The sequence below is a fragment of the Aquincola tertiaricarbonis genome (assembly GCF_023573145.1).
Taxonomy (GTDB): Bacteria; Pseudomonadota; Gammaproteobacteria; order Burkholderiales; family Burkholderiaceae_C; genus Aquincola; species Aquincola tertiaricarbonis_B.
In genome coordinates this window covers 3,742,205-3,765,996 of the sequence record NZ_CP097636.1, presented here as the reverse complement: position 1 = coordinate 3,765,996, position 23,792 = coordinate 3,742,205, and the positions used below count along the sequence as shown (strand labels likewise).

General features: G+C 68.2%; 24 protein-coding genes. 8 read left to right on the top strand and 16 right to left on the bottom strand.

Features of this window, described 5'->3' with window-relative positions; genetic code table 11:
- Positions 1–34 precede the first annotated feature (34 nt).
- Genes MW290_RS31830 through MW290_RS31820 form a run of 3 tightly spaced genes read left to right on the top strand, consistent with a single transcriptional unit; the run spans position 35 to position 2,744 of the window.
- Positions 35–1,033 (top strand): Bug family tripartite tricarboxylate transporter substrate binding protein, encoded by a 999-nt coding sequence (locus MW290_RS31830; protein WP_250198332.1) that lies wholly within the window; start codon positions 35–37, stop codon positions 1,031–1,033.
- 26 nt (positions 1,034–1,059) lie between these two features.
- The gene (locus MW290_RS31825) at positions 1,060–1,809 is read left to right on the top strand and encodes an electron transfer flavoprotein subunit beta/FixA family protein (protein WP_250197096.1); all 750 of its coding nucleotides are present in this window, start codon (positions 1,060–1,062) and stop codon (positions 1,807–1,809) included.
- A gap of 2 nt (positions 1,810–1,811) precedes the next feature.
- A complete protein-coding gene (locus MW290_RS31820; protein WP_250198331.1) occupies positions 1,812–2,744 on the top strand; it encodes an electron transfer flavoprotein subunit alpha/FixB family protein in 933 nt (310 codons plus the stop codon).
- Positions 2,745–3,129: 385 nt separating this feature from the next.
- On the opposite strand, the gene ltrA is transcribed toward MW290_RS31820, so the two are convergent.
- The 4 genes from ltrA to rsmI form a co-directional block, all read right to left on the bottom strand.
- Positions 3,130–4,440, bottom strand: a complete 1,311-nt coding sequence (gene ltrA / locus MW290_RS31815) for a group II intron reverse transcriptase/maturase (RefSeq protein WP_250198330.1) — start codon at positions 4,438–4,440, stop codon at positions 3,130–3,132.
- Positions 4,441–4,954: 514 nt separating this feature from the next.
- Positions 4,955–6,073, bottom strand: a complete 1,119-nt coding sequence (locus tag MW290_RS31810) for a 3-deoxy-7-phosphoheptulonate synthase (protein WP_250198329.1) — start codon at positions 6,071–6,073, stop codon at positions 4,955–4,957.
- Positions 6,074–6,282: 209 nt separating this feature from the next.
- A complete protein-coding gene (tldD, locus tag MW290_RS31805) occupies positions 6,283–7,758 on the bottom strand; it encodes a metalloprotease TldD (protein ID WP_250198328.1) in 1,476 nt (491 codons plus the stop codon).
- Between the two features lie 44 nt (positions 7,759–7,802).
- Positions 7,803–8,711 carry a 16S rRNA (cytidine(1402)-2'-O)-methyltransferase gene (gene rsmI, locus MW290_RS31800; protein ID WP_250198327.1) on the bottom strand — a complete coding sequence of 303 codons (909 nt, stop codon included), beginning with the start codon at positions 8,709–8,711 and terminating at the stop codon, positions 7,803–7,805.
- Between rsmI and MW290_RS31795 the strand changes: the two genes are divergently transcribed.
- Positions 8,710–9,129 carry a YraN family protein gene (locus MW290_RS31795; RefSeq protein WP_250198326.1) on the top strand — a complete coding sequence of 140 codons (420 nt, stop codon included), beginning with the start codon at positions 8,710–8,712 and terminating at the stop codon, positions 9,127–9,129. The two genes, rsmI and MW290_RS31795, sit on opposite strands and share 2 nt — an antisense overlap.
- On the opposite strand, the gene MW290_RS31790 is transcribed toward MW290_RS31795, so the two are convergent.
- The gene (locus MW290_RS31790) at positions 9,027–9,977 is read right to left on the bottom strand and encodes a DUF5672 family protein (RefSeq protein WP_250198325.1); all 951 of its coding nucleotides are present in this window, start codon (positions 9,975–9,977) and stop codon (positions 9,027–9,029) included. The two genes, MW290_RS31795 and MW290_RS31790, sit on opposite strands and share 103 nt — an antisense overlap.
- A 157-nt stretch (positions 9,978–10,134) precedes the next feature.
- On the opposite strand from MW290_RS31790, the gene MW290_RS31785 reads away from it, so the two are divergent.
- Positions 10,135–10,734 carry an SIS domain-containing protein gene (locus tag MW290_RS31785; protein ID WP_250198324.1) on the top strand — a complete coding sequence of 200 codons (600 nt, stop codon included), beginning with the start codon at positions 10,135–10,137 and terminating at the stop codon, positions 10,732–10,734.
- Positions 10,731–11,372 carry a BON domain-containing protein gene (locus MW290_RS31780; RefSeq protein ID WP_250198323.1) on the top strand — a complete coding sequence of 214 codons (642 nt, stop codon included), beginning with the start codon at positions 10,731–10,733 and terminating at the stop codon, positions 11,370–11,372. Before MW290_RS31785 ends, MW290_RS31780 begins: the two co-directional genes overlap by 4 nt.
- Before the next feature lie 30 nt (positions 11,373–11,402).
- Here the strand turns inward: MW290_RS31780 and MW290_RS31775 are convergent, their stop codons facing one another.
- The 4 genes from MW290_RS31775 to MW290_RS31760 are packed head-to-tail and all read right to left on the bottom strand — an operon-like array spanning position 11,403 to position 15,160.
- The gene (locus tag MW290_RS31775) at positions 11,403–12,251 is read right to left on the bottom strand and encodes a hypothetical protein (protein ID WP_250198322.1); all 849 of its coding nucleotides are present in this window, start codon (positions 12,249–12,251) and stop codon (positions 11,403–11,405) included.
- Between the two features lie 53 nt (positions 12,252–12,304).
- On the bottom strand, positions 12,305–13,441 hold the full coding sequence (locus MW290_RS31770; RefSeq protein WP_250198321.1) for a PilT/PilU family type 4a pilus ATPase: 1,137 nt from the start codon (positions 13,439–13,441) through the stop codon (positions 12,305–12,307).
- 42 nt (positions 13,442–13,483) lie between these two features.
- Entirely contained in the window at positions 13,484–14,104 is a 621-nt protein-coding gene (locus MW290_RS31765; RefSeq protein WP_250198320.1) for a cyclic nucleotide-binding domain-containing protein, read from the bottom strand.
- Positions 14,105–14,116: 12 nt separating this feature from the next.
- On the bottom strand, positions 14,117–15,160 hold the full coding sequence (locus tag MW290_RS31760) for a type IV pilus twitching motility protein PilT (protein ID WP_250198319.1): 1,044 nt from the start codon (positions 15,158–15,160) through the stop codon (positions 14,117–14,119).
- 48 nt (positions 15,161–15,208) lie between these two features.
- Between MW290_RS31760 and MW290_RS31755 the strand changes: the two genes are divergently transcribed.
- Complete coding sequence (locus tag MW290_RS31755) at positions 15,209–15,907, top strand: YggS family pyridoxal phosphate-dependent enzyme (RefSeq protein ID WP_250198318.1); 699 nt, start codon at positions 15,209–15,211, stop codon at positions 15,905–15,907.
- A 29-nt stretch (positions 15,908–15,936) separates the two neighbouring features.
- Positions 15,937–17,178 (top strand): DUF2254 domain-containing protein, encoded by a 1,242-nt coding sequence (locus MW290_RS31750; protein WP_250198317.1) that lies wholly within the window; start codon positions 15,937–15,939, stop codon positions 17,176–17,178.
- Here the strand turns inward: MW290_RS31750 and MW290_RS31745 are convergent.
- From MW290_RS31745 to MW290_RS31715, 7 genes are all read right to left on the bottom strand, one after another.
- The gene (locus MW290_RS31745) at positions 17,175–18,149 is read right to left on the bottom strand and encodes a branched-chain amino acid ABC transporter permease (RefSeq protein WP_250200150.1); all 975 of its coding nucleotides are present in this window, start codon (positions 18,147–18,149) and stop codon (positions 17,175–17,177) included. The two genes, MW290_RS31750 and MW290_RS31745, sit on opposite strands and share 4 nt — an antisense overlap.
- Positions 18,150–18,165: 16 nt before the next feature.
- Positions 18,166–19,053: a branched-chain amino acid ABC transporter permease gene (locus tag MW290_RS31740; protein WP_250198316.1), complete on the bottom strand. Its 888-nt coding sequence runs from the start codon at positions 19,051–19,053 to the stop codon at positions 18,166–18,168.
- 127 nt (positions 19,054–19,180) lie between these two features.
- A complete protein-coding gene (locus MW290_RS31735; protein ID WP_250198315.1) occupies positions 19,181–20,392 on the bottom strand; it encodes an ABC transporter substrate-binding protein in 1,212 nt (403 codons plus the stop codon).
- Positions 20,393–20,438: 46 nt separating this feature from the next.
- Complete coding sequence (locus MW290_RS31730; protein ID WP_250198314.1) at positions 20,439–21,152, bottom strand: ABC transporter ATP-binding protein; 714 nt, start codon at positions 21,150–21,152, stop codon at positions 20,439–20,441.
- On the bottom strand, positions 21,152–21,922 hold the full coding sequence (locus tag MW290_RS31725) for an ABC transporter ATP-binding protein (protein WP_250198313.1): 771 nt from the start codon (positions 21,920–21,922) through the stop codon (positions 21,152–21,154). Before MW290_RS31725 ends, MW290_RS31730 begins: the two co-directional genes overlap by 1 nt.
- Positions 21,923–21,930: 8 nt before the next feature.
- Positions 21,931–22,407 (bottom strand): Lrp/AsnC ligand binding domain-containing protein, encoded by a 477-nt coding sequence (locus tag MW290_RS31720; RefSeq protein WP_375142983.1) that lies wholly within the window; start codon positions 22,405–22,407, stop codon positions 21,931–21,933.
- A 209-nt stretch (positions 22,408–22,616) separates the two neighbouring features.
- Positions 22,617–23,780 (bottom strand): MFS transporter, encoded by a 1,164-nt coding sequence (locus MW290_RS31715; protein ID WP_250198312.1) that lies wholly within the window; start codon positions 23,778–23,780, stop codon positions 22,617–22,619.
- Positions 23,781–23,792 lie beyond the last annotated feature (12 nt).

Genomic DNA, 23,792 nt, shown 5'->3' with positions numbered 1-23,792 from the left:
ACAACAGCAACACCACCTGACCGGAGACAGACCGATGAACCATCCCATCCACCGTCGCAGCCTGCTGGCCCGAGGCGCCGCCCTGTCCGCCGGGCTGTGCGCCGCACCCTGGGCGCGTGCGCAGGCCGCCTGGCCCAGCAAGCCCATCCGCTTCATCGTCCCTTACAACCCGGGCGGTGCCACCGACGTGTCGGCCCGCGTGATCGCCGACAAGCTGGGCCAACGCCTGGGCCAGACCTTGATCGTCGAGAACAAGGGCGGCGCGGCCGGCATCCTGGGTACCGACATGGTGGCCAAGGCGGCGCCCGACGGTGGCACTTTCGTCTTCACGCTCAGCGCCTCGGTGCTGACCAACCAGTTCCTGTTCGCCAAGCTGCCCTACGACCCGCAGAAGGACCTGACGTTGGTCTCGCAGATCGCCGTGGTACCGGTGACGCTGGTGGTGCACCCTGACGTGCCGGCGCGCAACGCGGCCGAGCTGCAGGCCTGGATCCGCAAGAACAAGGGCAAGGTGTCGTACGGCTCCTGGGGTATCGGCAGCTACGCGCACCTGGCCGGCGCCTACATGAGCCAGGCGCTGAACGCCGACATGTCGCACGTGGCCTACAAGGGTGAGGCACCGATGCTGCAGGACCTGCTGGGCGGCCAGATCCAGATGGCTTATGCCAGTGCCTCGGCCACCAAGCCGCACATCGAGACTGGCAAGCTCAAGGTCATCGGTGTCACCGGCGACCAACGCATGGCGGCGCTGCCCAACGTGCCCACGCTGGGCGAGCAGGGCCTGAAGGACGACGCCTACCGCATCTGCGGCTTCGTGGCCATGGCGGCGCCGGCCAAGACGCCGATGGAGATCGTGCAGCGCATGGCCAAGGAAGTGAATGCCGTGGTGCAGATGCCCGAGGTGAACGAGAAGCTGGTGGCCATGGGTTTCAATCCCGTGGCCAGTACCCCGGAGGCCTTCATGGCGTCGTACAAGAAGGACGCGCCGGTATGGGAACAATTGGTGAAAGTGTCCGGCGCCAAGCTGGACTGACGCACCGCCAACAAAGGAGCTGAAGCATGAAGATCCTGGTCCCCGTCAAGCGGGTGGTCGACTACAACGTGAAGGTGCGGGTCAAGGCCGACGGCACCGGCGTGGACATCGCCAACGTCAAGATGAGCATGAACCCGTTCGACGAGATCGCGGTGGAAGAAGCCGTGCGGCTGAAAGAGAAGGGCGTGGCCACCGAGGTCATCGCCGTCTCCTGCGGCCCCACGCAGTGCCAGGAGACGCTGCGCACCGCCATGGCCATCGGCGCCGACCGCGGCATCCTGGTGGAGTGCGCGGACGAGCTGCAGCCGCTGGCCGTGGCCAAGCTGCTCAAGGCCCTGGTGGACAAGGAACAGCCCGGCCTCATCATCCTGGGCAAGCAGGCCATCGACGACGACTGCAACCAGACCGGCCAGATGCTGGCCGCGCTGGCCGACCTGCCGCAGGCGACCTTCGCCTCCAAGGTCGAGGTCGCCGATGGCAAAGCCAGCGTCACCCGTGAAGTCGACGGCGGCCTGGAAACCCTGGCCATCACGCTGCCGGCGGTCGTCACCACCGACCTGCGCCTCAATGAGCCGCGCTACGTCACGCTGCCCAACATCATGAAGGCCAAGAAAAAGCCGCTGGAGACCGTCAAGCCGGCCGACCTCGGCGTCGACGTCGCCCCCCGCATCAAGACCCTCAAGGTCAGCGAGCCGCCCAAGCGCAGCGCCGGCATCAAGGTGCCCGACGTCGCCACCCTCGTGGCCAAGCTCAAGACCGAAGCCAAGGTGATCTGACCATGACCGCACTCGTCATCGCTGAACACGACAACGCGTCATTGAAGGGCGCCACCTTCAACACCGTCACCGCCGCCACCCAGATGGGCGGCGACGTGCACGTGCTCATCGCCGGCCACAACGCGCAAGCCGCGGCCGACGCCGCCGCCAAGATCGCCGGCGTCAGCAAGGTCATCCTGGCCGAAGCCCCCGGCTTCGAGCACGGCCTGGCCGAAAACGTCGCCGCGCAAGTGCTGGCGATCGCCGGCAGCTACAGCCACCTCGTCTTCCCGGCCACCGCCAGCGGCAAGAACATCGCCCCCCGCGTGGCCGCCAAGCTCGACGTCGGCCAGGTCAGCGACATCACCAAGGTGGTGAGCGCCGACACCTTCGAGCGCCCCATCTACGCCGGCAACGCCATTGCCACCGTGCAGGCCACCGACGCCGTCAAGGTCATCACCGTGCGCGGCACCGGCTTTGACGCCGCAGCGCACGAGGGCGGCAGCGCGGCCATCGAGAAGGCCGAAGCCGCCGCCACCAGCGACAAGGCCACCTTCGTCGGCAGCGAGATCGCCAAGAACGACCGGCCCGAACTCACCGCCGCCAAAGTCATCGTCAGTGGTGGCCGTGCGCTGGGCAGCAGCGAGAAGTTCAACGAGGTGCTCACCCCGCTGGCCGACAAGCTGGGCGCCGCGCTGGGCGCCAGCCGCGCCGCGGTGGACGCGGGCTACGCGCCCAACGACTGGCAGGTCGGCCAGACCGGCAAGATCGTGGCGCCGCAGCTGTACGTGGCCGCCGGCATCTCCGGCGCCATCCAGCACCTGGCCGGCATGAAGGACAGCAAGGTCATCGTGGCCATCAACAAGGACCCCGAGGCGCCGATCTTCAGCGTGGCCGACTACGGCCTGGAATCCGACCTGTTCAATGCGGTGCCGGAGCTGGTGAAGGCGCTGTGAATGACCACACCCGGCTTCGTGTACTCACGAAGCCGGGTGCACCATCCCCCCGGGGCCAGCGCCGGGCCGCTCCCAAGCGGCCCCGGGACCCTCTCAGAGGGTGGCTTCATGTACCCATGAAGCCGGGTGCACCATTCATCCGGGGCCAGCGCCGGGCCGCTCCCAAGCGGCCCCGGGACCCTCTCGGAGGGTGGCTTCGTGTACTCACGAAGCCGGGTGCCCCATCCCCTGGGGCCAGCGCCGGGCCGCTCCCAAGCGGCCCCGGGACCCTCTCGGATCGGGATAGGGGCGGCCCCAGTGGGGCCGACCCCTCCCACACCACCCGGCATGCGGGTCCGCACCGGGCGGTTCGGGACGTTGAGGTGGGCGGCTTGGGAGGATCAGGTCATGCCAAGCGCGGCACGCCCAGCCGGTCGAAGTAGGCGATGGTCAGGACGTTGTTCAAACAGTGGTGGCTGCCTCGCCACCAGCGACCGGTGTGTGCCGCCGCAGCCGCAGCCTGTGGGTGAGTCGCGCCCAGCCGCCGCATTTCGCGGTACACGGTAGCGACGTTCTTCCACTGCTTGAACTGGATGGCACGCAACCGGTGCCGCAGCCATTGGTCCATGGCCGCAAACACCCGCGGGGTCTGCGCCAGCCGGAAGTACGCCTTCCAGCCCTGCAGATATTCCCTCAAGCCCTGCGCCACATGCTCCAGGCTGCAGCCGCTGTGCCGCCGCGTGAGTCCGCGCAGATGCTGACGCAGCTGCGCCAGTACCGGCCGGGCCACCCCGATGCGCACACCGTCATCCACCCGCCGGCCTCGCTCGGTCGGGTCTTGCCACAGGCAGTAGCCCAGGAACTTGCGTCCCCAGACTTCGCCCACGGCCGTCTTGGCCTCGTTGACCTTCAGTGCCAGCCGCGCGTAGTGCTTGCGCAGCCCTTGCAGTACCCGCTCGCCAGCCTTTCGGCTCTTGACGTAGACATTGCAGTCGTCGGCATAACGCACGAACCGATGGCCCCTGCGTTCCAGCTCTCGATCCACTTCGTCCAGCAGCACGTTGGCCAGCAACGGGCTCAGTGGCCCGCCTTGCGGCGTGCCCTGCGTCCGCGGGCTGACCACCCCCGCTACCATCGTCGGTGCCTGCAGATACCGCCGGATGAGCCGCAGCACCCGCTTGTCCGCAACGTGCAGACTCAGCCTGTGCATCACGATGTCGTGATCGACCCGGTCGAAGAACTTCTCCAGGTCCACATCCACCACGACGTCGTAGCCTTCCTGCACGTACCGCTTGGCCTCGACCACCGCCCCATGCGCGCTGCGCCCCGGCCTGAAGCCGTGGCTGTGCTCGCTGAAGCAGGGGTCGATCAGCGGCTGCAGTACCTGCAGCAGCGCCTGCTGGATCAACCTGTCGACCACGGTCGGTATGCCCAGTTCGCGCTCACCACCGCCCGGCTTCGGGATGCTCACCCGCCGTACCGCGCTGGGGCGGTAACTGCCGTCGAGCACGCTCTGCCGGATGGCGGGCCACGCGCCCTGCAGCCACACCGCCGTGTCCTGCACCGTGCGTCCATCGACGCCGGCGCCTCCCTTGTTGGCCTTGATGCGTTTCCACGCCGCGGCCATGTTCGCTCTGGCCAGCGCCTGCCCCAGCAGGTCGTCGGCCCCCGGGCCCGTCAGATCGCAGCGCGCCGGCCGTGCTTCATCGCTGCGCACGCTCGCCGCGGCTTCACCGCCACTCGCCCCGCGCCGCCGTGCCCGGCCTGTCGGCCTCGCACACGTCTGATGCCTTGCACTTCCAAGCGCCACGCCTTGCAGCCCTCCGTCTCGTTCAGCCCTTCACCGCGCTCACCGCGCCGCTACTACGGCATCTGCTGACTTCTCGCTCCGGCATAGGCCGTCGCCCTTTCAGGCACGAGGCGAGATCTCCCCAGGTAAGAACACGATCCTTCGACCGCACAACCGCCGCATCTACGCCGCTTCGCCTTGACCACCAAGGCTTCGCCGTTCCCTGCCGGCTCGCCTCGCTCCACGGCGCCTCCTATGCGGTTCTTGTTCATCGGCTCGCGGCCATCGCTACATGCTTCCTCCCCACGCTCGGTCACCCTCACGCAGTTGCACTTCACTTCGCTCACGGTGGTCCGCTCGCGCGAGGACTTTCACCTCGAAGATCGCGCCCATGCTGGGCACACAGGGTGGCTTCGTGTACTCACGAAGCCGGGTGCATCATTCACCCACGCCGAGCCTTCACGGCCGCGCTCAGCACTTCCAGGCACTCCAGCGAATCGTCCCAGCCCAGGCAGGCGTCGGTGATGCTCTGGCCGTAGGCCAGCTGGGCCGGGTCGTCCTTGCCGGCGTTGAACTTCTGCGCGCCGGCCTTCAGGTGGCTCTCCACCATCACGCCGAAGATGCAGCGGCCGCCGTCGCGCAGCTGCTGCGCCACGTCGCGGGCCACGTCCAGCTGTCGCTCGTGCTGCTTGCTGCTGTTGGCATGGCTGCAGTCCACCATCAGCGCGCAGTCGAGCTTCGCCGCTTCCAGCTGGCGGCAGGCGTCGGCCACGTGCTCGGCGCTGTAGTTGGGCGTCTTGCCGCCGCGCAGGATCACGTGGCAATCGGCATTGCCCGAGGTCTCGACGATGGCCACCTGGCCGTTCTTGTGCACCGACAGGAAGTGGTGCGGCCGTGAGGCCGACTGGATCGCGTCCATCGCGATCTTGATGTTGCCGTCGGTGCCGTTCTTGAAGCCGATCGGCGCCGACAGGCCCGAAGCCAGCTCACGGTGCACCTGGCTTTCGGTGGTGCGCGCGCCAATGGCGCCCCAGGCGATCAGGTCGCCGATGTATTGCGGCGAGATCACGTCCAGGAACTCGCTGCCTGCCGGCATGCCCAGGCGGTTGATGTCCAGCAGCAGCTGCCGCGCGATGCGCAGGCCTTCGTCGATGCGGAAGGTCTCGTCCAGGTAGGGGTCGTTGATCAGGCCCTTCCAGCCGACGGTGGTGCGCGGCTTCTCGAAGTAGACGCGCATCACGATTTCCAGCGTGTCGGCGTACTTCTCGCGCTGGGCCTTGAGTTTGCGGGCGTACTCCAGCGCCGCCTCGGGGTCGTGGATGGAGCAGGGGCCCATGATCACCAGCAGCCGGTCGTCCTGCTTGTGCAGGATGCGGCGGATGGACTGGCGCGTGTTCGCCACCAGCTTCTCCATCGCGGTGCCGCGGATGGGGAAGAAGCGGATCAGGTGTTCGGGGGGCGGCAGCGGCACGATGTCCTTGATGCGTTCGTCGTCGGTCTGGCTGGTACGGTCCGGCGGCGCTTGCCAGCCTTCGCTGGCGGGGGTGCTGGTGCTGTTCATGGCGGTGGGCTGTGCGGTTGGCAGGGGTGCAGGGGCGAAAAAAAACCGCCGGGGGGGTGCCCGGCGGTTTTTGGATTCGGTTTGCTCGTTTCTTTTCAGCTACGCGCTTGCCTCTCCAACCGCTGGGCGGTGCGAGAACCAAAAGTAGCCAAAAAAGAAAGTGGCGAATTTCATGACCTGGCGAATGTAGCCGTGCGCCCGGCGGGCCGTCAAGCCGTGCCGCCGACGGTCAGGCCGTCGATGCGCAGCGTCGGCTGGCCCACGCCCACCGGCACGCTCTGGCCTTCCTTGCCGCAGGTGCCCACGCCGGAATCGAGCTGCATGTCGTTGCCGATCATGCTCACGCGGGTGAGCGCATCGGGTCCGTTGCCGATCAGCGTGGCGCCCTTGACCGGGTACTGGATCTTGCCGTTCTCCACCCAGAAGGCCTCGCTGGCCGAGAACACGAACTTGCCGCTGGTGATGTCGACCTGACCGCCGCCGAAGTTGGTGGCGTAGAGGCCGCGCTTCATGCTGGCGACGATCTCTTCCTTGGTCTTGTCGCCGTCCAGCATGTAGGTGTTAGTCATGCGCGGCATCGGCACGTGTGCGTAGCTTTCGCGGCGGCCGTTGCCGGTGGGGGCCACGCCGGTCAGCCGGGCGTTCATCGAGTCCTGGATGTAGCCGCGCAGGATGCCGTCCTCGATCAGCACGGTGCGCTGGGTGGCGTTGCCTTCGTCGTCCACGTTCAGGCTGCCGCGGCGGTCGGGCAGGGTACCGTCGTCCAGCACCGTCACGCCCTTGGCGGCCACGCGCTTGCCGATGCGGCCGCTGAACGCGCTGCTGCCCTTACGGTTGAAGTCGCCTTCCAGCCCGTGGCCGATGGCTTCGTGCAGCAGGATGCCGGGCCAGCCGGGGCCCAGCACCACGGTCATCTCGCCGGCCGGCGCGGGGCGCGATTCAAGGTTGGTGAGCGCAGCGTTGACGGCCTGGTCCACGTACTGCTCGATCTGTGCATCCTGGAACCAGCCCAGGCCGAAACGGCCACCGCCGCCGCCCGAGCCCACCTCGCGGCGCACCACGCCGCCGATCGTCTGCTCGGCGATCACGGTGACCGACAGCCGCACCAGCGGCCGCACGTCGGCGGCGCGGGTGCCGTCGGCACGCGCCACCATCACCACGTCGTACTCGGCGGCCAGGCCGGCCATCACCTGCACGATGCGCGGGTCCTTGCTGCGTGCCAGCTTCTCGGTTTTTTCCAGCAGCGCCACCTTCTGCGCGCTGTCCAGCGTGCCGATGGGGTCGGTGGGGCCGTACAGCGTGCGACTGCCCACCACCTTGCCCTTGCCCGGCACTTTCACGCGCACGCTCTGGCCGGCCGCGGCGATGGTGCGCACGGTGCGCGCCGCGTCCAGCAGCGAGGCCTCGGAAATGTCGTCGGAATAGGCGAAGGCGGTCTTTTCGCCGGCCACCGCGCGCACGCCCACCCCTTGGTCGATGCTGAAGCTGCCGCTCTTGACGATGCCTTCCTCCAGGCTCCAGCCTTCGTGGCGGGTGGTCTGGAAGTACAGGTCCGCGTCGTCGATGCGGTGTGCGCTGATCGTGCGCAGGGCCTTGGTCAGCGCCGCATCGGTGAGCCCGAAGGGTTCGAGCAACAGGCCTTGCGCGAGCGCGAGGCGTTCAAGGGTGGGTTCGCGCGAAATCATGCGAACGAGTATAGGAGTCGGCCCCCTCTGTGAAAGGGGTGGGGTCAGGCACGCAGCGACAGCGCCCGCTGGTACAGCGCATTGCGCGGCGCGCCGGTGATGCTGGCCGCCAGCGCCACCGCCTGCTTCAGCGGCAGCTCGGCCAGCAGCAGGCCCAGCACCCGTTCGGCCTCGGGCGGCAGCGCCTCGTCACCCTCGGCCGCTTCGGCAGCAGCCGGCGCATGCACCACCAGCACGAATTCGCCCCGCAGGCGGTTGGCATCGGCGGCCAGCCAGGCGGGCAGCTCGGCCGCGGGCATCGTGGCCACGGTCTCGAACTGCTTGGTCAGCTCGCGGCCCACGGTCACCCGGCGCTCGGGCGCGGCCTCGGCCAGCTCGCGCAGCAGGCCTTCGATGCGGTGCGGCGCCTCGAACAGCACCTGCGTCAGCGGCTGCGCCAGCACGGCCTGCAGCGCGCTGCGGCGCTCACCGGCCTTGGTGGGCAGGAAGCCGGCAAACGCGAAGCCGCGGCTGTCGGCATCACCGGCCACGCTCAACGCTGCCAGCGCGCTGCTGGCGCCGGGCAGCGGCATGGTGCGCAGCCCGGCCGCCTGCACCGCGGCCACCAGCCGCGCGCCGGGGTCGGACACCGCGGGCGTGCCGGCATCGCTGATGTAGGCGATGCGCTCGCCACGCGCCAGCCTATCGACGATGGCAGCGGCGCCTTCGAACTCGTTGTGCTCGTGCAGCGCCACCAGCGGCTTGTGCAGGCCCAGGTGGCGCAGCAGGCCGGCACTGACGCGGGTGTCCTCGCAGGCCACCGCATCCACCAGCGCCAGCACATGCACCGCGCGCAACGTGATGTCGGCCAGATTGCCGATGGGTGTGGCCACCACATACAGCGTGCCGGGCGGATACTGCTGGGCACCGGCCGCCTCGGCGGCGGCCTGCACGATCGTCAAGGCACTGGACATGGCTGATTCAAGGCGGTGGGGCAGTACAAGGTCGCGCAGTACAGGATCGGAAGGCAGCACGACGGCCACCGGCACCGCCGGCGAAGACCGTGCGCTGGCGCATCTGCGGCGCCACGGCCTCACGCTGGTGGAGCGCAATTATCGGGTGGCGCGCGGACCCTCCCGCCGCGCCGGCGAGGTGGACCTGATCATGCGCGACCGCGACGGCACGCTGGTGTTCGTGGAGGTGCGTTCGCGCGCCGCCGCCAGCCATGGCGGCGCGGCCGGCAGCGTCACCGGCGTGAAGCAGCGGCGGGTGATCTACGCCGCGCAGCACTACCTGATGCGCCTGTCCGCGCTGCCGCCCTGTCGCTTCGATGTCGTCAGCATCGAGGGCGACACGCTGGAGTGGCTGGTGGCGGCGTTCGACGCTGGTTGATCCGGAGCCCCCACCCACCCCAGCCGCTGCCCCCACTGCAGCAGCGCCAGCCGCGCCTGCAGCTGGCGCGTGCGGCCGTCGCGCTGGCCGGCGGCCAGGCGCCGTGCCATCACCCGCCGGGCTTCCGCCAGACGGCCGGCACGCATCAGCGCCTTGCACAGGTCGCGCGCGTCCACGCCGGTGAACATCGCGTCCGGCAGCTGGTCGACGAAGGTGGTCAGGGTGGGCGTGTCCATCACCCGCGGCAGGTTGAACAGGCCGTGGAAGCCGAAGGTCTGGCCTGCGGGGGCCACACGCTCGAACGCAAAGCGTGCGGCCAGCGCGGGCGGCGCGAAGCGGATGCCGTGCGCCTGCTCCAGCAGCGGCCGGTGCTGCTGGGCGATGCAGGCGTCCTCGGGGTGGGTGGGCGTGATGCGTGGGTCCTGCAGGGCCTGCAGCAGCCGGCGGGAGCGCAGCGAGAAGCCGCCGTTGCCCACGTTGCGGCCTTCAGGCTCGTCGCGGAACAACGCGCCGATGTAGTCATGGGTCAGAAACTCGGGCGTCCAGTGCGCGGCATCGAGCACATAGCCGTCCCACTGCACCACCAGCAGGTGCGAGGTGCGGATGTGCGGCAGCAGCCCGCGCAGCATGAAGTGCGAGTAGGCAGGCACCGAGTCGATCTGCACCGCCAGCGCCTGCACGCCTTCAGGCAGCGGACCGGCGGCGGTGGCCGCATCTGTGAACAGCAGGGTGCGCGCGAAATGCGCCTGCCGGTGGCAGTGCTGCAGCGCCTGCAAGGCCAGGGCAGGGGTGCGGTTGTCGACGCACACCAGGGTGACGTCGGGAAAATTTAGCAGGGGCGAGCGCATGCTTGGGGCGGGCGAAATGGGACCGCCCGGGAGTGCATGCGTTCTTTGTGAATCTGATACTTGCTATCAGATGCGGCACCTTGCTGCCCTGTTGCTCAATGTGCCTGGTTCACTTCGGAACCGACTTGGTGCATCCGCTGTCTTATGATCCGCCGCCATGCTTGAACAGCGCATCCAGCAGCAGTTTTTCGAGAGTGCCGACCTGCAGGTGCAGGCGGCCGATACCCTTGCGCGCCCGCTGGCCGATGCGGTGCACGCCGTGCTCGGCTGCATCACAGCCGGCGGCAAGCTGATGGTGTGCGGCAGTGGCGGCTCCACCGCCGATGCGCAGCACCTGGCCGCGCAGTTCGTCGGCCGTTTCGAGCGTGAGCGCCCCGGCCTGGCCGCGCTGGCGCTGGGCACCGACAGCGTGCTGAGTCAGTCGCTGGCGCGTGAATCCGGCATCAACGACGTGCTGGCCAAGCAGGTGCAGGCCCTCGGCTTGCCGGGCGACGTGCTGCTGGTGCTGGCGCCCGCCGGGGATGACGAAGCCGTCATCGCCGCAGTGCAGTCAGCGCATGGCAAGGACATGACGGTCATCGCCTTCACCGGTCGACAAGCCCCTGGGCTGGCGGCCGAGTTGATGGAGACCGATGTACAAGTGGCCGTGCCGCACGACCGTGCGGCACGAATCCGTGAAATTCACGTGCTGGCCTTGCACTGCCTGTGCGATGCCGTGGACGTGCAGCTCATGGGCGAACAGGAACCCAACGCATGAAGTCTTCGAACCACCGCCTCGGCCGCTCGGCCGCCCTGCTGGTCTCGGCCCTCGGTGCCAGCGTGCTGCTCAGCGCCTGCGCGCCGCTGCTGCTCGGCGGCGCGGCCGTCGGCAGCGCCATGGTCGTCACCGACCGCCGCTCCACCGGCACGCAACTGGACGACCAGGGCATCGAGCTCAAGGCCGTCAACCGCATCGCCCCCATCGCCGGCGACCGCGGCCACGTCAGCGCCACCAGCTACAACAAGGTGGTGCTGCTGAGCGGCGAAGTACCCGACGAAGCCATGCGCGCCCGCGTGGAACAGCAGGTGCGCAGCATCGAGGGCGTGCGCTCGGTGGTCAACGAGCTGGCCATCCTGGCGCCCAGCTCGCTGACGGCCCGCTCCAACGACTCGCTGCTGACCAGCAAGGTCAAGGCCACGCTGGTGGACGCCAAGGACATCCAGGCCAGCGCCATCAAGGTGGTGACCGAGCGCGGCACCGTCTACCTGATGGGCGTGGTGACCGAACGCGAAGCCACCCGTGCCAGCGACCTGGCGCGCAGCGTGAGCGGCGTGCAGAAGGTGGTGCGGGTGTTCGAAGTGATCACCGAGGCCCAGCTGGCCAACACCAAGCCGGCGCCCGTCGTCGAGAAGTGATGGCGGCGCGGCGGGCGGGTGCCCGCCGCGTCACAGCATGCGGTCGATCAGCTTGACGGCCACGCCGGTGCCGGGCACCACGGCGTTGGCCACTTCGGAGCTCACCTCGATCAGCATGTCGCGGGTCATCACCCGCTGCAGCTTGTCCTTGAACCATTGGCCGTTGGAGACGCCGTCGCCGGTCAGGCCGTCGATCTCCACCACGCCCGTCTTGCCGTTGGCCGTCCACACGTACTCGAAGGCGAAGACCGGGCGCCAGTAGAGGTACAGCTTGTCGATCAGCAGTTGGTCGTGGCCGATCTCGTGTGCGGTGATGGCCTCGCCCGTCAGCCGCGAGGTGGCGATCTGGATCACCGAAGCCACCGACACCAGCGACTCGACCGCATTGCCCGCGGTCATCGCCTCCACGTCCTGTGCCTTGTAGTTGCGCACATAGGCTTCCAGCGTGGCGGCGCGGATCTCGCGCTTGAGCCCGTCGAGATGGGTCGCGAAGTCGATCTTGCGGTGGCAGGTTTCCAGCGCCGGCACCACGATCTGCCGCTTGCTGCCCCGGGCTGCCACCTCGGTGGTGAAGCTGCCGATCTGCACCCGTTGCGCATGGGCGTTGTCGACGGCCACCGTGTATTCCACCTGGCAGGTGTAGTCCACCGCCCGCTGGGCGCTGACCAGCCAGAAGGGCTCGTAGCGCAGCTCCGACTTGGACAGCGACACCGTTTCCGGCTTGGGGCCGCCCGCGATCAGCGACTGCATGCGCGCCACCGTGCCGAAGGCGCCGAGCTTGCGCTTTTCGGCCTGCTCGCGCGCCGCGCGCTCCGAGTACACCTCATCGAAGACGAAGATGCGTCGCGCTGCTTCGTCGAACCTGATCTCGATGGACACCCCGTCCCTCCGTCCGCTCATCCGTGTGTGCGGCGAGTTTAGGGGCCCCGGCCTCAGATGATCGTCAGGTGCTCGGTGCCCGAGGCCAGGTCGGCGCCGCGCAGGCGGCGGCTGTTGAGCTTGATCTGCAGCCGCAGGTCGTTCACCGAATCGGCGTTGCGCAACGCGTCTTCGTAGGTCACGGCGTGGGCCTCGAAGAGGTCGAACAAGGCCTGGTCGAAGGTCTGCATGCCCAGCTCGCGGCTGCGTTTCATCAGCTCCTTCAGCTCGCCCACCTCGCCCTTGAAGATCATGTCGGACACCAGCGGCGTGTTCAGCAGGATCTCCACCGCGGCCACACGGCCCTTGCCCTCCTGGCGCGGCAGCAGCCGTTGCGAGACCAGCGCCTTGAGGTTGAGCGACAGGTCCATCAGCAGCTGCTGGCGGCGCTCTTCCGGGAAGAAGTTGATCACCCGGTCCAGCGCCTGGTTGGCGCTGTTGGCATGCAGCGTGGCCATGCACAGGTGGCCGGTCTCGGCGAAGGCCACCGCATGTTCCATGGTCTCGCGGTCGCGGATCTCGCCCATCAGAATCACGTCGGGCGCCTGGCGCAGCGTGTTCTTCAGCGCGATGTCCCATCCGTCGGTGTCCAGCCCCACTTCGCGCTGGGTGACGATGCAGTTCTTGTGCGGGTGCACGAACTCCACCGGGTCTTCGATGGTGATGATGTGCCCGTGCGAGTTCTCGTTGCGGTAGTCCACCATCGCCGCCAGCGAGGTGCTCTTGCCCGAGCCGGTGGCGCCCACGAAGATGACCAGCCCGCGCTTGGTCATCGCCACTTCCTTCATCACCGGCGGCAGGTTGAGCCCGTCGATGGTGGGCAGCGTGGCAGGAATGGTCCGCAGCACCAGGCCCACCTGGCCCTGCTGCACGAAGGCATTGCAGCGGAAGCGCCCCACGCCCTGCGGCGAGATGGCGAAGTTGCATTCCTTCGTGCGCTCGAACTCGGCGGCCTGCTTGTCGTTCATCAGCGCGCGCGCCAGCGCCAGCGTGTGCTGGCCGGTCAGGGGCTGGGGCGACACCTTGGTGATCTTGCCGTCCACCTTGATGGCGGGCGGAAACTCGGCCGTGAGGAAGAGGTCGGAGCCGCCGCGGGCGATCATCAACCGCAGCAGATCGCTGACGAACTTGGAGGCCTGGTCTCTTTCCATGGTGCGGAGTTCCGGCGGAGGACGAAATCGGTCAGGGGGACTTCAGGCGGGCGACAGCAGCGCGCCCAGCCGGGCACTCAGCAGCCGCACCCGCAGCGACAGGCGTCGCGACAGCGCGGCCATCAAGGCCAGCGCCACGCGCGGATCATCCTGCATCAGCCGGTGGAAGGGTTCGGCCTGCAGCACCGCGATGCGGCAGGCGGTGGCGGTGGCCACGCGTGAAAAGCGCGAGCCGGAGTCGAGCAGCGACATCTCGCCCAGCATGTCGCCGGCACGCGCTTCGGCCAGACGCACGGCGGGGCCGCCCGGCACCAGGCGCTCGACCAGCAGGGTACCGTCCAGCACCAGCAGCAGGTAGTCGCCCAGCTCGTCCTGCTGGATCAGCGGGCGGCCGGCGGGCACCTCCACCACCTGGGCCCAGGCGGCCAGGCGCTGCAGCTCATCGTCGGCCAGCGGCAGCACATGCGGCTCACGCTGCCAGGCCTGCACGAACAGCGCCACCGCTTCGGCCGGGGGCAGCGGCCGGGCGCCGACCTCGGACGCGCGCTGCGGCCAGCGCACGCGGGCGGGCGCGGGCGGGTCGTCGGCGTCTGGCAGGGCCCCGGCCTGGGTGTCGGGCGGTGTCTCGGGCAGGGCGGGCGGCAGCGGCGGCGGACGGGTCACGGCGGTGGCCTTTCAGCCCGGGAAGTTCTCGGGGGCCTTGGCCTTGCTGCGCGCTTCGGCCGGGGTGATGACGTTGCGGCGCACCAGGTCGGCCAGGTTCTGGTCCAGCGTCTGCATGCCCAGGCCCTGGCCGGTCTGGATGGCGGAGTACATCTGGGCGATCTTGTTCTCGCGGATCAGGTTCTTGATGGCCGAGTTGGCGATCATGATCTCGTGCGCCGCCACACGGCCGCTGCCGTCGCGGGTCTTGCACAGCGTCTGCGAGATCACCGCCACCAGCGATTCGGACAGCATCGCGCGCACCATGTCCTTCTCGGCCGCGGGGAACACGTCCACCACCCGGTCGATGGTCTTGGCCGCGCTGCTGGTGTGCAGCGTGCCGAACACCAGGTGGCCGGTCTCGGCTGCGGTGAGCGCGAGGCGGATGGTTTCCAGGTCGCGCATTTCGCCCACCAGGATGGCGTCCGGGTCTTCACGCAGGGCCGAGCGCAGCGCGTTCGAGAAGCTCAGCGTGTGCGGCCCCACTTCGCGCTGGTTGATCAGGCACTTCTTGCTCTCGTGCACGAATTCGATCGGGTCTTCCACCGTGAGCACGTGGCCGTACTCGTTTTCGTTCAGGTGGTTGACCATGGCCGCCAGCGTGGTGCTCTTGCCCGAGCCGGTGGGACCGGTGACCAGTACCAGGCCGCGCGGGCGCAGCGCCAGGTCGGCGAACACCTTGGGCGCCTGCAACTGCTCCAGCGTCAGGATCTTGCTGGGAATGGTGCGGAACACCGCGCCGGCACCGCGGTTCTGGTTGTAGGCGTTGACCCGGAAACGCGCCAGACCCTGGATCTCGAACGAGAAGTCGCATTCCAGCGTGTCCTCGTAGAGCTTGCGCTGGGCGTCGTTCATGATGTCGTACACCATGTCGTGCACGGTCTTGTGGTCCAGCGCCTCCACGTTGATGCGGCGCACGTCGCCGTGCACGCGGATCATCGGCGGCAGGCCGGCCGACAAGTGCAGGTCGGAGGCCTTGTTCTTGACCGAAAACGCCAGCAGCTGGGTGATATCCATCGAAACGGGCCGCCCGGGTGGGCGGCTGGGTTAGGCTCGGAGCTGATTATGGTGAGCATCCCGACCCGGTTGGAACAAACTCGCGCGCGCATCGCCGCCGCATGCCAGACCGCACAACGCCCGGCGGGCAGCGTGCAGCTGCTGGCCGTCAGCAAGACCTTCGGCGCCGATGCGGTGCAGCAGGCGTACGACGCCGGCCAGCGCGCCTTCGGCGAGAACTACATCCAGGAAGCCCTGGCCAAGATCGAGGCGCTGGCCGCGCTGCGCACGCAGCTTCAATGGCACCTTATCGGCCCGATTCAGAGCAACAAAAGCCGGCCGGTGGCAGAAAACTTCGATTGGGTGCACTCGGTCGACCGGCTGAAGATCGCGCAGCGCCTGTCGGACCAGCGGCCGCCGCAGCTGCCGCCGCTGCAGGTGTGCCTGCAGGTCAACATCAGCGGCGAGGCCAGCAAGAGCGGCCTGCAGCCCGCCGAAGTGCTGGAAGTGGCACGCCAGGTGGCGGCCTTGCCGCGGCTGGTGCTGCGCGGGTTGATGGCCATCCCCGAGCCCGCGGCCGACGAAGCCGCCCAGCGGGCGCCGCACCGGGCGCTGCGCGAGCTGCTGGCGCGCCTGCGCACCGAGCTGGGCGCGCAGGCAGCGCAGCTCGACACGCTGTCGATGGGCATGAGCGCCGACCTGGAGGCCGCGATCGCCGAAGGCGCGACCATCGTGCGCGTGGGCACCGCGATCTTCGGCAGCCGCTAGCAGGCGGGGCGAAACGAGACCGTTCGCCGATGTCCGACAAGCTCATCTTCTTTCTGCAGCGCATCACCCGCAAGACCTGGTGGCGCTGTTCGCTGTTCGCCTGCTTTGCGGTGGCCGCCGTCGCCCTGGCCTCCGTGCTCGGTCCCTACATCGGCCGCGATGTGGCGCTCAAGCTGGGCTCGGACTCCATCGACAGCCTGCTCAACATCCTCGCGTCCAGCATGCTGACCGTGGCGATCTTCTCGGCCAGCACCATGGTGGCGTCGTTCTCCGCGGTCTCCAACAGCGCCACGCCGCGGGCGGCGCAGCTGCTGATCGAAGACACCACCATCCAGAACACCCTGGCGGTGTTCATCGGCGCCTTCGTCTACAGCGTGATCGCGCTCGTGGGCCTGCATGCCCACATCTATGGCGATGGCGGACGGCTGGTGCTGTTCGGCTTCACGCTCGTGGTGCTGGTCACCGTGGTGATCGTGTTCCTGCGCTGGATCGACTACCTGTCGGTGCTGGGTCGCCTGGGCGAGACCATCCGCCGCCTGGAAGCGGCCACGCGCAAGGCCATGGACGAGCGTCTGGCCAAGCCCTTCCTGGGCGGTCGTGCGCAGCAGGACGGCGAGCGCGGCAGCCACGAGATCCTGTGCCCGGGCTCCGGCTTCGTCATGCATGTGTCGACCGACCTGCTGCAGGCCCGTGCCGAGGAGCTGGATGCCGAACTGCATGTGCATGTGCTTCCAGGAGACTTCGTCGGCCCGGGCATGGCCATCGCCAGCTGTACCAAGCCGCTGGACGAGGCAGCCCGGCAGAAGATCAGCGACGCGTTTTCCATCGGGCCGGCGCGCACCTTCGACCATGACCCGCGTTTTGGTCTGGTGGTGCTGGGCGAAGTGGCGGCACGGTCGTTGTCGCCGGCGGTCAACGATCCCGGCACCGCCTTCGATGTCATGGCCACGGCCGTGAGGGTGCTGTCCCACTGGTCGCAGCAGCGCCTGCGTCAGGACCTGGCCGGGCCGGTGCAGTTCGATCGGGTGTCGGCACCCGCCGTGCGTGAGGCCGGCATGGTGGAGGACCTCTTTGCGCCCATCGCCCGTTACGGCGCGGCGGCCGTGGAGGTGGGGGAAACCTTGCAGCGGGCGTTGGGGTCGCTGTGCGGCACGACCGGTGCTGTCCCGACGGCGGCACGGGCGATGTCGGCCTATGCCATCGTTCGGGCGCAGCATGCGGGCCTGCCGGAGGTCGATCTCCAGCGCCTGAGGCAGCTCGCGGCCTTCTAGCGCTTCCCCCAGCGGTGCTGGATCTCGCCGACCACGCCGCGGCGGAAGGCCAGCACGCAGATGATGAAGATGAGGCCAGTGACCAGGCTCACTGCTTCGCCCAGGCCGTTGAACCAGGCCACGCCCGTCAGGTCGGCCAGGGCCTTGCCCAGGTCGCCGATCTTGTTTTCCAGCGCGATGATGACCAGCGCGCCGACGATGGGCCCCAGCAGGGTGCCCATGCCGCCCACCAGCGTCATCAGGATCACCGCGCCCGAGGTGGTCCACACCGCGTCGGTCAGCGTGGCAAAGCCCAGCACCAGCGTCTTGGTGGCCCCGGCCAGGCCCGCCAGCGCGGCGGACAGCACGAAGGCCACCAGCTTGAAGCGGTCCACGTCGTAGCCCAGCGAGGTGGCGCGTGCCTCGTTCTCGCGGATGGAGGTGAGCACCTGGCCGAAGGGCGAATGCACCGTGCGGTAGATCAGCCAGAAGCCGAACAGGAAGATGGCCAGCACCAGGTAGTACAGCGTGAGGTCGTTGCCCAGGTCCAGGCCCAGCAGCGTGCCGCGCGGCACCGACTGCAGGCCGTCTTCCCCGCCGGTGAAGGGCGCCTGCAGGAAGAAGAAGAACAGCATCTGCGACAGCGCCAGCGTGATCATCGAGAAGTAGATGCCGCTGCGCCGGATGGCCAGCCAGCCGAACACCAGCCCGGCCAGGGCCGCCATCAGCATGCCGAAGCCCAGGCCCGCCAGTGTGGGCAGACCCCACACCTTGAGCGCATGGCCGGCGCCGTAGGCCGCCGCGCCCAGGAAGGCGGCATGCCCGAAGCTCAGCAGCCCGGTGAAGCCGATCAGCAGGTTGAAGGCGCAGGCGAAAAGGGCATAGCACATCACCTTCATCACGAAGATGGGGTACGCGCCCAGCAGCGGCAGCGCCGCCACCGCCGCGAACAGCAGCGCATAGCCCAGGAGCGGCGAGCGCGGAGATTTCACAGGGGCTGTGCTCACGTCATTTTTCCTTGCCGAACAGGCCCGCCGGGCGGATGAGCAGCACCACGGCCATGATGAGGAACACCACGGTGGACGAGGCCTCGGGGTAGAACACCTTGGTCAGGCCCTCGATCACGCCCAGCCCCAGCCCGGTGAGGATGGAGCCGAGGATGGAGCCCATGCCGCCGATCACCACGACCGCGAACACCACGATGATGAGGTTGCTGCCCATCAGCGCATTGACCTGCAGGATGGGCGCAGCCAGCACGCCGGCAAAGGCGGCCAGCGCCACGCCGCCGGCGTAGGTGAGCGTGATCATTCGCGGCACGTTGATGCCGAAGGCCTGGACCAGCTTGGGGTTCTCGGTGCCGGCGCGCAGCGTGGCGCCGATGGAGGTCTTCTCGATCAGTGCCCACACCGCCAGGCACACGACGACGGACGCCACCACCACCCAGGCCCGGTAGTTGGGCAGCACCATGAAGCCGAGGTTGGTGGCGCCCTGCAGTGCATCGGGCACCGGATACGGATTGCCCGAGACGCCGTAGAACGAGCGGAACAGCCCCTCGGTGACCAGCGTGATGCCGAAGGTGAGCAAGAGGCCGTACAGGTGGTCCAGCTTGTACAGCCACTGCAGCAGCAGCCGCTCGATCAGGATGCCCAGCACGCCCACGATCAGGGGCGCGGCCAGCAGCATCATCCAGTAGTTCAGGCCCAGGTACTCCAGGCCCATCCACGCGATGAAGGCCCCCATCATGTACAGCGCCCCGTGGGCGAAGTTGATGATGTTGAGCATGCCGAAGATGACCGCCAGGCCCAGCGACAGCATCGCGTAGAACGAGCCGTTCACCAGGCCGAGCAGCAGCTGGCCGAGCAGCGCCGGCAGCGGAATATCAAACAGGTTCGACATGGAGGGTCCTAGCTACCAGCCTCCGCCGCAGGCGTCTTGGGGGACAACCCGGCCGCCGCCGGGCCGCCCCAAGGCGGCCGGCTCCCCCTCGGGGGGGCGACGCCGCAGGCGTCTTGGGGGTCAACATTCATTTCTTGACCAGCGGGCACTTGCTGTCGGCCAGCTTGGTATACGCCTCGGCGGCGGGGATCTTCTGCACCACGTTGTAGTAGTCCCAGGGCTCGGTCGAGTCCTTCGGCGACTTCACCTGCATCAGGTACATGTCGTAGCGCATGCGGCCGTCGGGGCCGATCTCGCCGTTCTTGGCGTAGAAGTCGTTGATCTTGGTCGCCTTCATCTGCGCCAGCACCTTGTCGGCGTCGTCGGTCTTGGTGGCTTCCACGGCCTTCAGGTAGTGCATCGTGGCCGAGTAGTCGGCCGCCTGCAGCATCGACGGCATGCGCTTCATCTTCTCGAAGAAGCGCTTGGCCCAGGCGCGCGATTCGGCGTTCTGGTTCCAGTACCAGCCGTCGGTCAGGTACATGCCTTCGGTGGCCTTCAGGCCCAGCGAGTGCACGTCGTTGATGAACATCAGCAGGCCGGCCAGCTTCATCGTCTTGGTGATGCCGAACTCGTTGGCCGCCTTGATCGAGTTGACGGTGTCGCCACCGGCATTGGCCAGGCCCAGGATCTGCGCCTTGCTGCTTTGCGCCTGCAGCAGGAAGGAGCTGAAGTCGCTGGCGCCCAGCGGCGCACGCACGCTGCCCACCACGCTGCCGCCGGCCTTGGTCACCACCGCGGTGGTGTCGGCCTGCAGCGAGTGGCCGAAGGCATAGTCGGCCGTCAGGAAGAACCAGCTCTTGCCGCCCGCCTTCACCACCGCATTGCCGGTGCCGTTGGCCAGCGCCACGGTGTCGTAGGCGTAGTGCACGGTGTAGGGCGTGCAGTCTTCGTTGGTCAGGCGGGCGGTGGCCGCGCCGATCGAGATGAAGGGCTTCTTCTTCTCGGCCGCGATCTTGGCCATCGCCAGGTTGGTGGACGAGTTGCTGCCGCCGATCAGCATGTCCAGGCCCTGGGTGTCGATCCACTCGCGGGCCTTGCTGGCGGCCACGTCGGCCTTGTTCTGGTGGTCGGCGTACAGCACCTCCACCTTCTTGCCGGCCACGGTGCCCTTCAAGTCGGCCACCGCCATCTTGATGGCCTCCACGCCACCGGCGCCGTCGATGTCGGCATACACGCTGGACATGTCGGTGATGATGCCGATCTTGATCACGTCGCCGGAGATCTGCGCGTGGGCGGCGCCGGACAGGCCGCAGGCGGCAGCGGCGGCGATCGCGATGCGTCGGAAGTCGAAAGTCATGCTCGTCTCCAGGAGTGGCAGGGGATGGGGGTGGGGAACAAGGCGATCACACGCTCAACAGCTCGTCGAGCACGGCCTGTTTCTCGGCCAGTTGCGATGCGGGGAAGGACTCGACGACCTGGCCGTGCTCGATCACGTGGAAGTGGTCGGCCAGCGGTGCGGCGAAGCGGAAGTTCTGCTCCACCATCACGATGGTGAAGCCCTGGGCCTTGAGCGTGGTGATCATGCGGGCCAGGGCCTGCACGATCACCGGCGCCAGGCCTTCGGAGATCTCGTCCAGCAGCAGGATGTCGGCGCCGGTGCGCAGGATGCGGGCCACCGCCAGCATCTGCTGCTCGCCGCCCGACAGGCGCGTGCCGGGGCTGTTGCGGCGCTCCTGCAGGTTGGGGAACATCGCATACAGCTCGGCCTCGGTCATGGCCTTGCCGCGGCCGGCCGTCAGCCTGGGCGGCAGGCGCAGGTTCTCTTCGGTGGTCAGCGCCGCGAAGATGCCGCGCTCTTCCGGGCAGTAGCCGATGCCCAGGTGGGCGATGCGGTGCGTGGGTAGGCCGATGGTCTCGGTGCCGTGCACCTTGATCGAACCCTTGCGGTCACCGGTCAGGCCCATGATGGCCCGCAGCGTGGTGGTGCGCCCGGCACCGTTGCGGCCCAGCAGCGTCACCACCTGGCCGCTGTGCACCGTCAGGCTGATGCCATGCAGGATGTGGCTCTCGCCGTACCAGGCCTGCAGGTCCTTGATCTCAAGGGCGGGTATGGACATCAATGAGCTCCCTGGAGCTCGGTGGCTTCGCTGCCCATGTAGGCCTCCAGCACCGCGGGATGGCGCGAGACCTCGGCATAGTTGCCCTCGGCCAGCACGGCGCCGCGGGCCAGTACCGTCAGGCGGTCGGCGATGGTCGAGACCACGCGCATGTTGTGCTCCACCATCAGCACCGTGCGGCCTTCGGCCACGCGCTTGATCAGCTGGGTCACGCGGTCCACGTCTTCGTGGCCCATGCCCTGGGTGGGTTCGTCCAGCAGCATCAGTTCAGGCTCCATGGCCATGGTGGTGGCGATCTCCAGCGCGCGCTTGCGGCCATAGGGCAGGTCGGCGGCCTTGGCCTGCGCCATGTCGCGCAGGTCCACCAGGTCAAGCAGCGCCAGCACCTTGGCGTCCAGTTGGCGCAGCGCGGTCAGGCCCTTCCAGAAGTGAAACGAGGTGCCGGTGAAGCGCTGCAGCCCGATGCGCACGTTCTCCAGCACCGTGAGGTGGGGAAACACGGCCGAGATCTGGAACGAGCGGATCACCCCGCGGCGCGCGATCTGCGCGGGCTTCTCGCCGGTGATGTCGGTGCCGTTGAGCAAGATGGTGCCGCGCGTGGGCACGAGGAACTTGGTCAGCAGGTTGAAGCAGGTGGTCTTGCCCGCGCCGTTGGGGCCGATGAGCGCATGGATGTGGCCGCGCCGCACCTGCAGGTTCACGCGGTCCACCGCGGTGAAGCCCTTGAACTCCTTGGTCAGGTCGCGCGTTTCTAAGATGTAGTCGCTCATGGAGTTGTCTAGACAGGCAGCAAGGTCGTGCTCTTGACTTCTTCGATCACCGCGTAGGTGCGCGTCTCCCGCACGCCGGGCAGCGTCCAGATGCCGGAGCTGATCAGGTCGCGGTAGGCGGCCATGTCGGCCACCCGGGTCTTGAGCAGGTAGTCGAAGGCGCCGGCCACGAGGTGGCATTCCAGGATCTCGGGCCGCGCCATCACCTCGGCCTTGAAGGCTTCGAGCTGCCGCGGCGCGGTGCGGTCGAGCAGCACCTCCACGAAGATCAGCAGGCCTGCGCCCAGCAACTGCGGATTCAGGCGTGCCTCGTAGCCGAGGATGAAGCCGTCGCGCGTCAGCCGTTTGACACGCTCGAGCACGGCGGTGGGCGACAGCTGCACCACCTCGGCCAGCCGCAGGTTGGACATGCGGCCATCCGCCTGCAGCGCCCGCAGGATGTTGGTGTCGATCTTGTCGAGCGATCTGCTGGCGGAAAGATCCATCATGGTGCAGAACAGGTCCGATCGGCCATTCGCGGCGGATTTCATTCGGCACTGTGGGGTACAGCGCCGCGGATTCTGGTGCGAAGAGGGCGGTGCCGGTCCCCGCATCAACCCTCTGCGGGCAAACGCGAATGCCGCGATTTATCCGGTGTGCGGGCTCACCCTGTCGTGGATCGTTCCGAGGGGCGCCGGATGGCCGGCGCAGGCGTTCAGCGGCCCGATTCGCTGCGGGCCACGCGGCGCGCCATCGCGCCGCCACCCAGCAGCGCGGCCGTCATCGCCAGGAACAGCGGGGCCAGGCCCAGCGCTGCGCCCAGCACGCCGAAGACCAGCGGCATGGCCGTCTGGCTGGTGTTGATGAACATGGTGCGCAGGCCCACCGCTTCGCCGGCGCGGCCCTCCGGTGCGGAGTGGTGCAGCAGTGTCAGCACCATCGGATGCGGCGCGCCCAGGCTGGCGCCCAGCACGAACATGATGGCCATCAGGGTGCCCACGCCATGGCTGAACGGAATGGCTGCATAGCTGGCCGCTGCCAGCAGCATCGACACGGTGATCAGCTGCCACGGCGCCACCCGCGCCGCCACGAAAGGCATGGCCAGCCGCACCATGAAGCTGGCCGCCGCGAAGCTGCCCATCACGATGCCGATCTGCGAGGCGCTGAGGCCGATCTGCGTGCCGTACAGCGGCATGGCAAAGGTGTAGATGTCCCAGGCCACCGTCAGCACCGCGATGGCGATGAAGAGGTGACGCATCTGCGGGCTGCGCAGCAGGTCGAACATGCGCGGCTTGGCCGCGGCGCCGCCTTCGGGCATGGCCACCAGCTTGCGGCGGGTGTCGGGCAGGCCCACCAGTGCCAGCACGGCGGCCGGCATCACGGTGAACAGCGCCAGCACCAGGAAGCTGCTGCGGTGGCCCAGCTGGTCGATGGACACGCCGGTGAGCAGCGGTGCGATGAAGCTGGACGTGGAAAAGCCCAGCGCCACATAGCTGAAGTTGGCGGTGCGGTCTTCGGCGCTGCTGAGCTCGCCCACCGCATGGTAGGCCGCCACGTTGATGAGCATGAACGAAACGCCGATGAGCACACTGGCCACGGCCAGTGCCGGCAGCTGCGGCAGCAGAAAGGGCAGCAGGGTGCCCAGGCCCACGCCCACCGAGCCCACCATCATCGGCCGCTGCACGCCCACGCCGTCGATCCAGCGGCCGGCGGGCACCGCCAGCAGGGCCGGCAGCAGCGCGAACGAGGCCATCAGCAGCCCCACCGTCAATGGCGAGGCCCCTTGCGAGATGGCGGTGAGCGAGACGGCGATGCGGCTGCCATTGAAGGCCACATGGTCCAGCACCATCAGGATGATCAGCAGCGGCAGCGGTCGCATGAAGCCGCCGAC

Bases quoted from the DNA above. Each gene is read 5' to 3' on its own strand.
- MW290_RS31830 (WP_250198332.1), top strand. From the start codon at position 35: ATGAACCATCCCATCCACCGTCGCAGCCTGCTGGCCCGAGGCGCCGCC.
- MW290_RS31755 (WP_250198318.1), top strand. From the start codon at position 15,209: ATGGTGAGCATCCCGACCCGGTTGGAACAAACTCGCGCGCGCATCGCC.
- MW290_RS31780 (WP_250198323.1), top strand. From the start codon at position 10,731: ATGAAGTCTTCGAACCACCGCCTCGGCCGCTCGGCCGCCCTGCTGGTC.
- MW290_RS31735 (WP_250198315.1), bottom strand. From the start codon at position 20,392: ATGACTTTCGACTTCCGACGCATCGCGATCGCCGCCGCTGCCGCCTGC.
- MW290_RS31750 (WP_250198317.1), top strand. From the start codon at position 15,937: ATGTCCGACAAGCTCATCTTCTTTCTGCAGCGCATCACCCGCAAGACC.
- MW290_RS31790 (WP_250198325.1), bottom strand. From the start codon at position 9,977: ATGCGCTCGCCCCTGCTAAATTTTCCCGACGTCACCCTGGTGTGCGTC.
- MW290_RS31810 (WP_250198329.1), bottom strand. From the start codon at position 6,073: ATGAACAGCACCAGCACCCCCGCCAGCGAAGGCTGGCAAGCGCCGCCG.
- MW290_RS31785 (WP_250198324.1), top strand. From the start codon at position 10,135: ATGCTTGAACAGCGCATCCAGCAGCAGTTTTTCGAGAGTGCCGACCTG.
- MW290_RS31770 (WP_250198321.1), bottom strand. From the start codon at position 13,441: ATGGAAAGAGACCAGGCCTCCAAGTTCGTCAGCGATCTGCTGCGGTTG.
- MW290_RS31795 (WP_250198326.1), top strand. From the start codon at position 8,710: ATGGCTGATTCAAGGCGGTGGGGCAGTACAAGGTCGCGCAGTACAGGA.
- MW290_RS31715 (WP_250198312.1), bottom strand. From the start codon at position 23,780: ATGCGACCGCTGCCGCTGCTGATCATCCTGATGGTGCTGGACCATGTG.
- MW290_RS31720 (WP_375142983.1), bottom strand. From the start codon at position 22,407: ATGGATCTTTCCGCCAGCAGATCGCTCGACAAGATCGACACCAACATC.
- MW290_RS31820 (WP_250198331.1), top strand. From the start codon at position 1,812: ATGACCGCACTCGTCATCGCTGAACACGACAACGCGTCATTGAAGGGC.
- MW290_RS31825 (WP_250197096.1), top strand. From the start codon at position 1,060: ATGAAGATCCTGGTCCCCGTCAAGCGGGTGGTCGACTACAACGTGAAG.
- MW290_RS31760 (WP_250198319.1), bottom strand. From the start codon at position 15,160: ATGGATATCACCCAGCTGCTGGCGTTTTCGGTCAAGAACAAGGCCTCC.
- MW290_RS31725 (WP_250198313.1), bottom strand. From the start codon at position 21,922: ATGAGCGACTACATCTTAGAAACGCGCGACCTGACCAAGGAGTTCAAG.
- rsmI (WP_250198327.1), bottom strand. From the start codon at position 8,711: ATGTCCAGTGCCTTGACGATCGTGCAGGCCGCCGCCGAGGCGGCCGGT.
- MW290_RS31730 (WP_250198314.1), bottom strand. From the start codon at position 21,152: ATGTCCATACCCGCCCTTGAGATCAAGGACCTGCAGGCCTGGTACGGC.
- MW290_RS31740 (WP_250198316.1), bottom strand. From the start codon at position 19,053: ATGTCGAACCTGTTTGATATTCCGCTGCCGGCGCTGCTCGGCCAGCTG.
- tldD (WP_250198328.1), bottom strand. From the start codon at position 7,758: ATGATTTCGCGCGAACCCACCCTTGAACGCCTCGCGCTCGCGCAAGGC.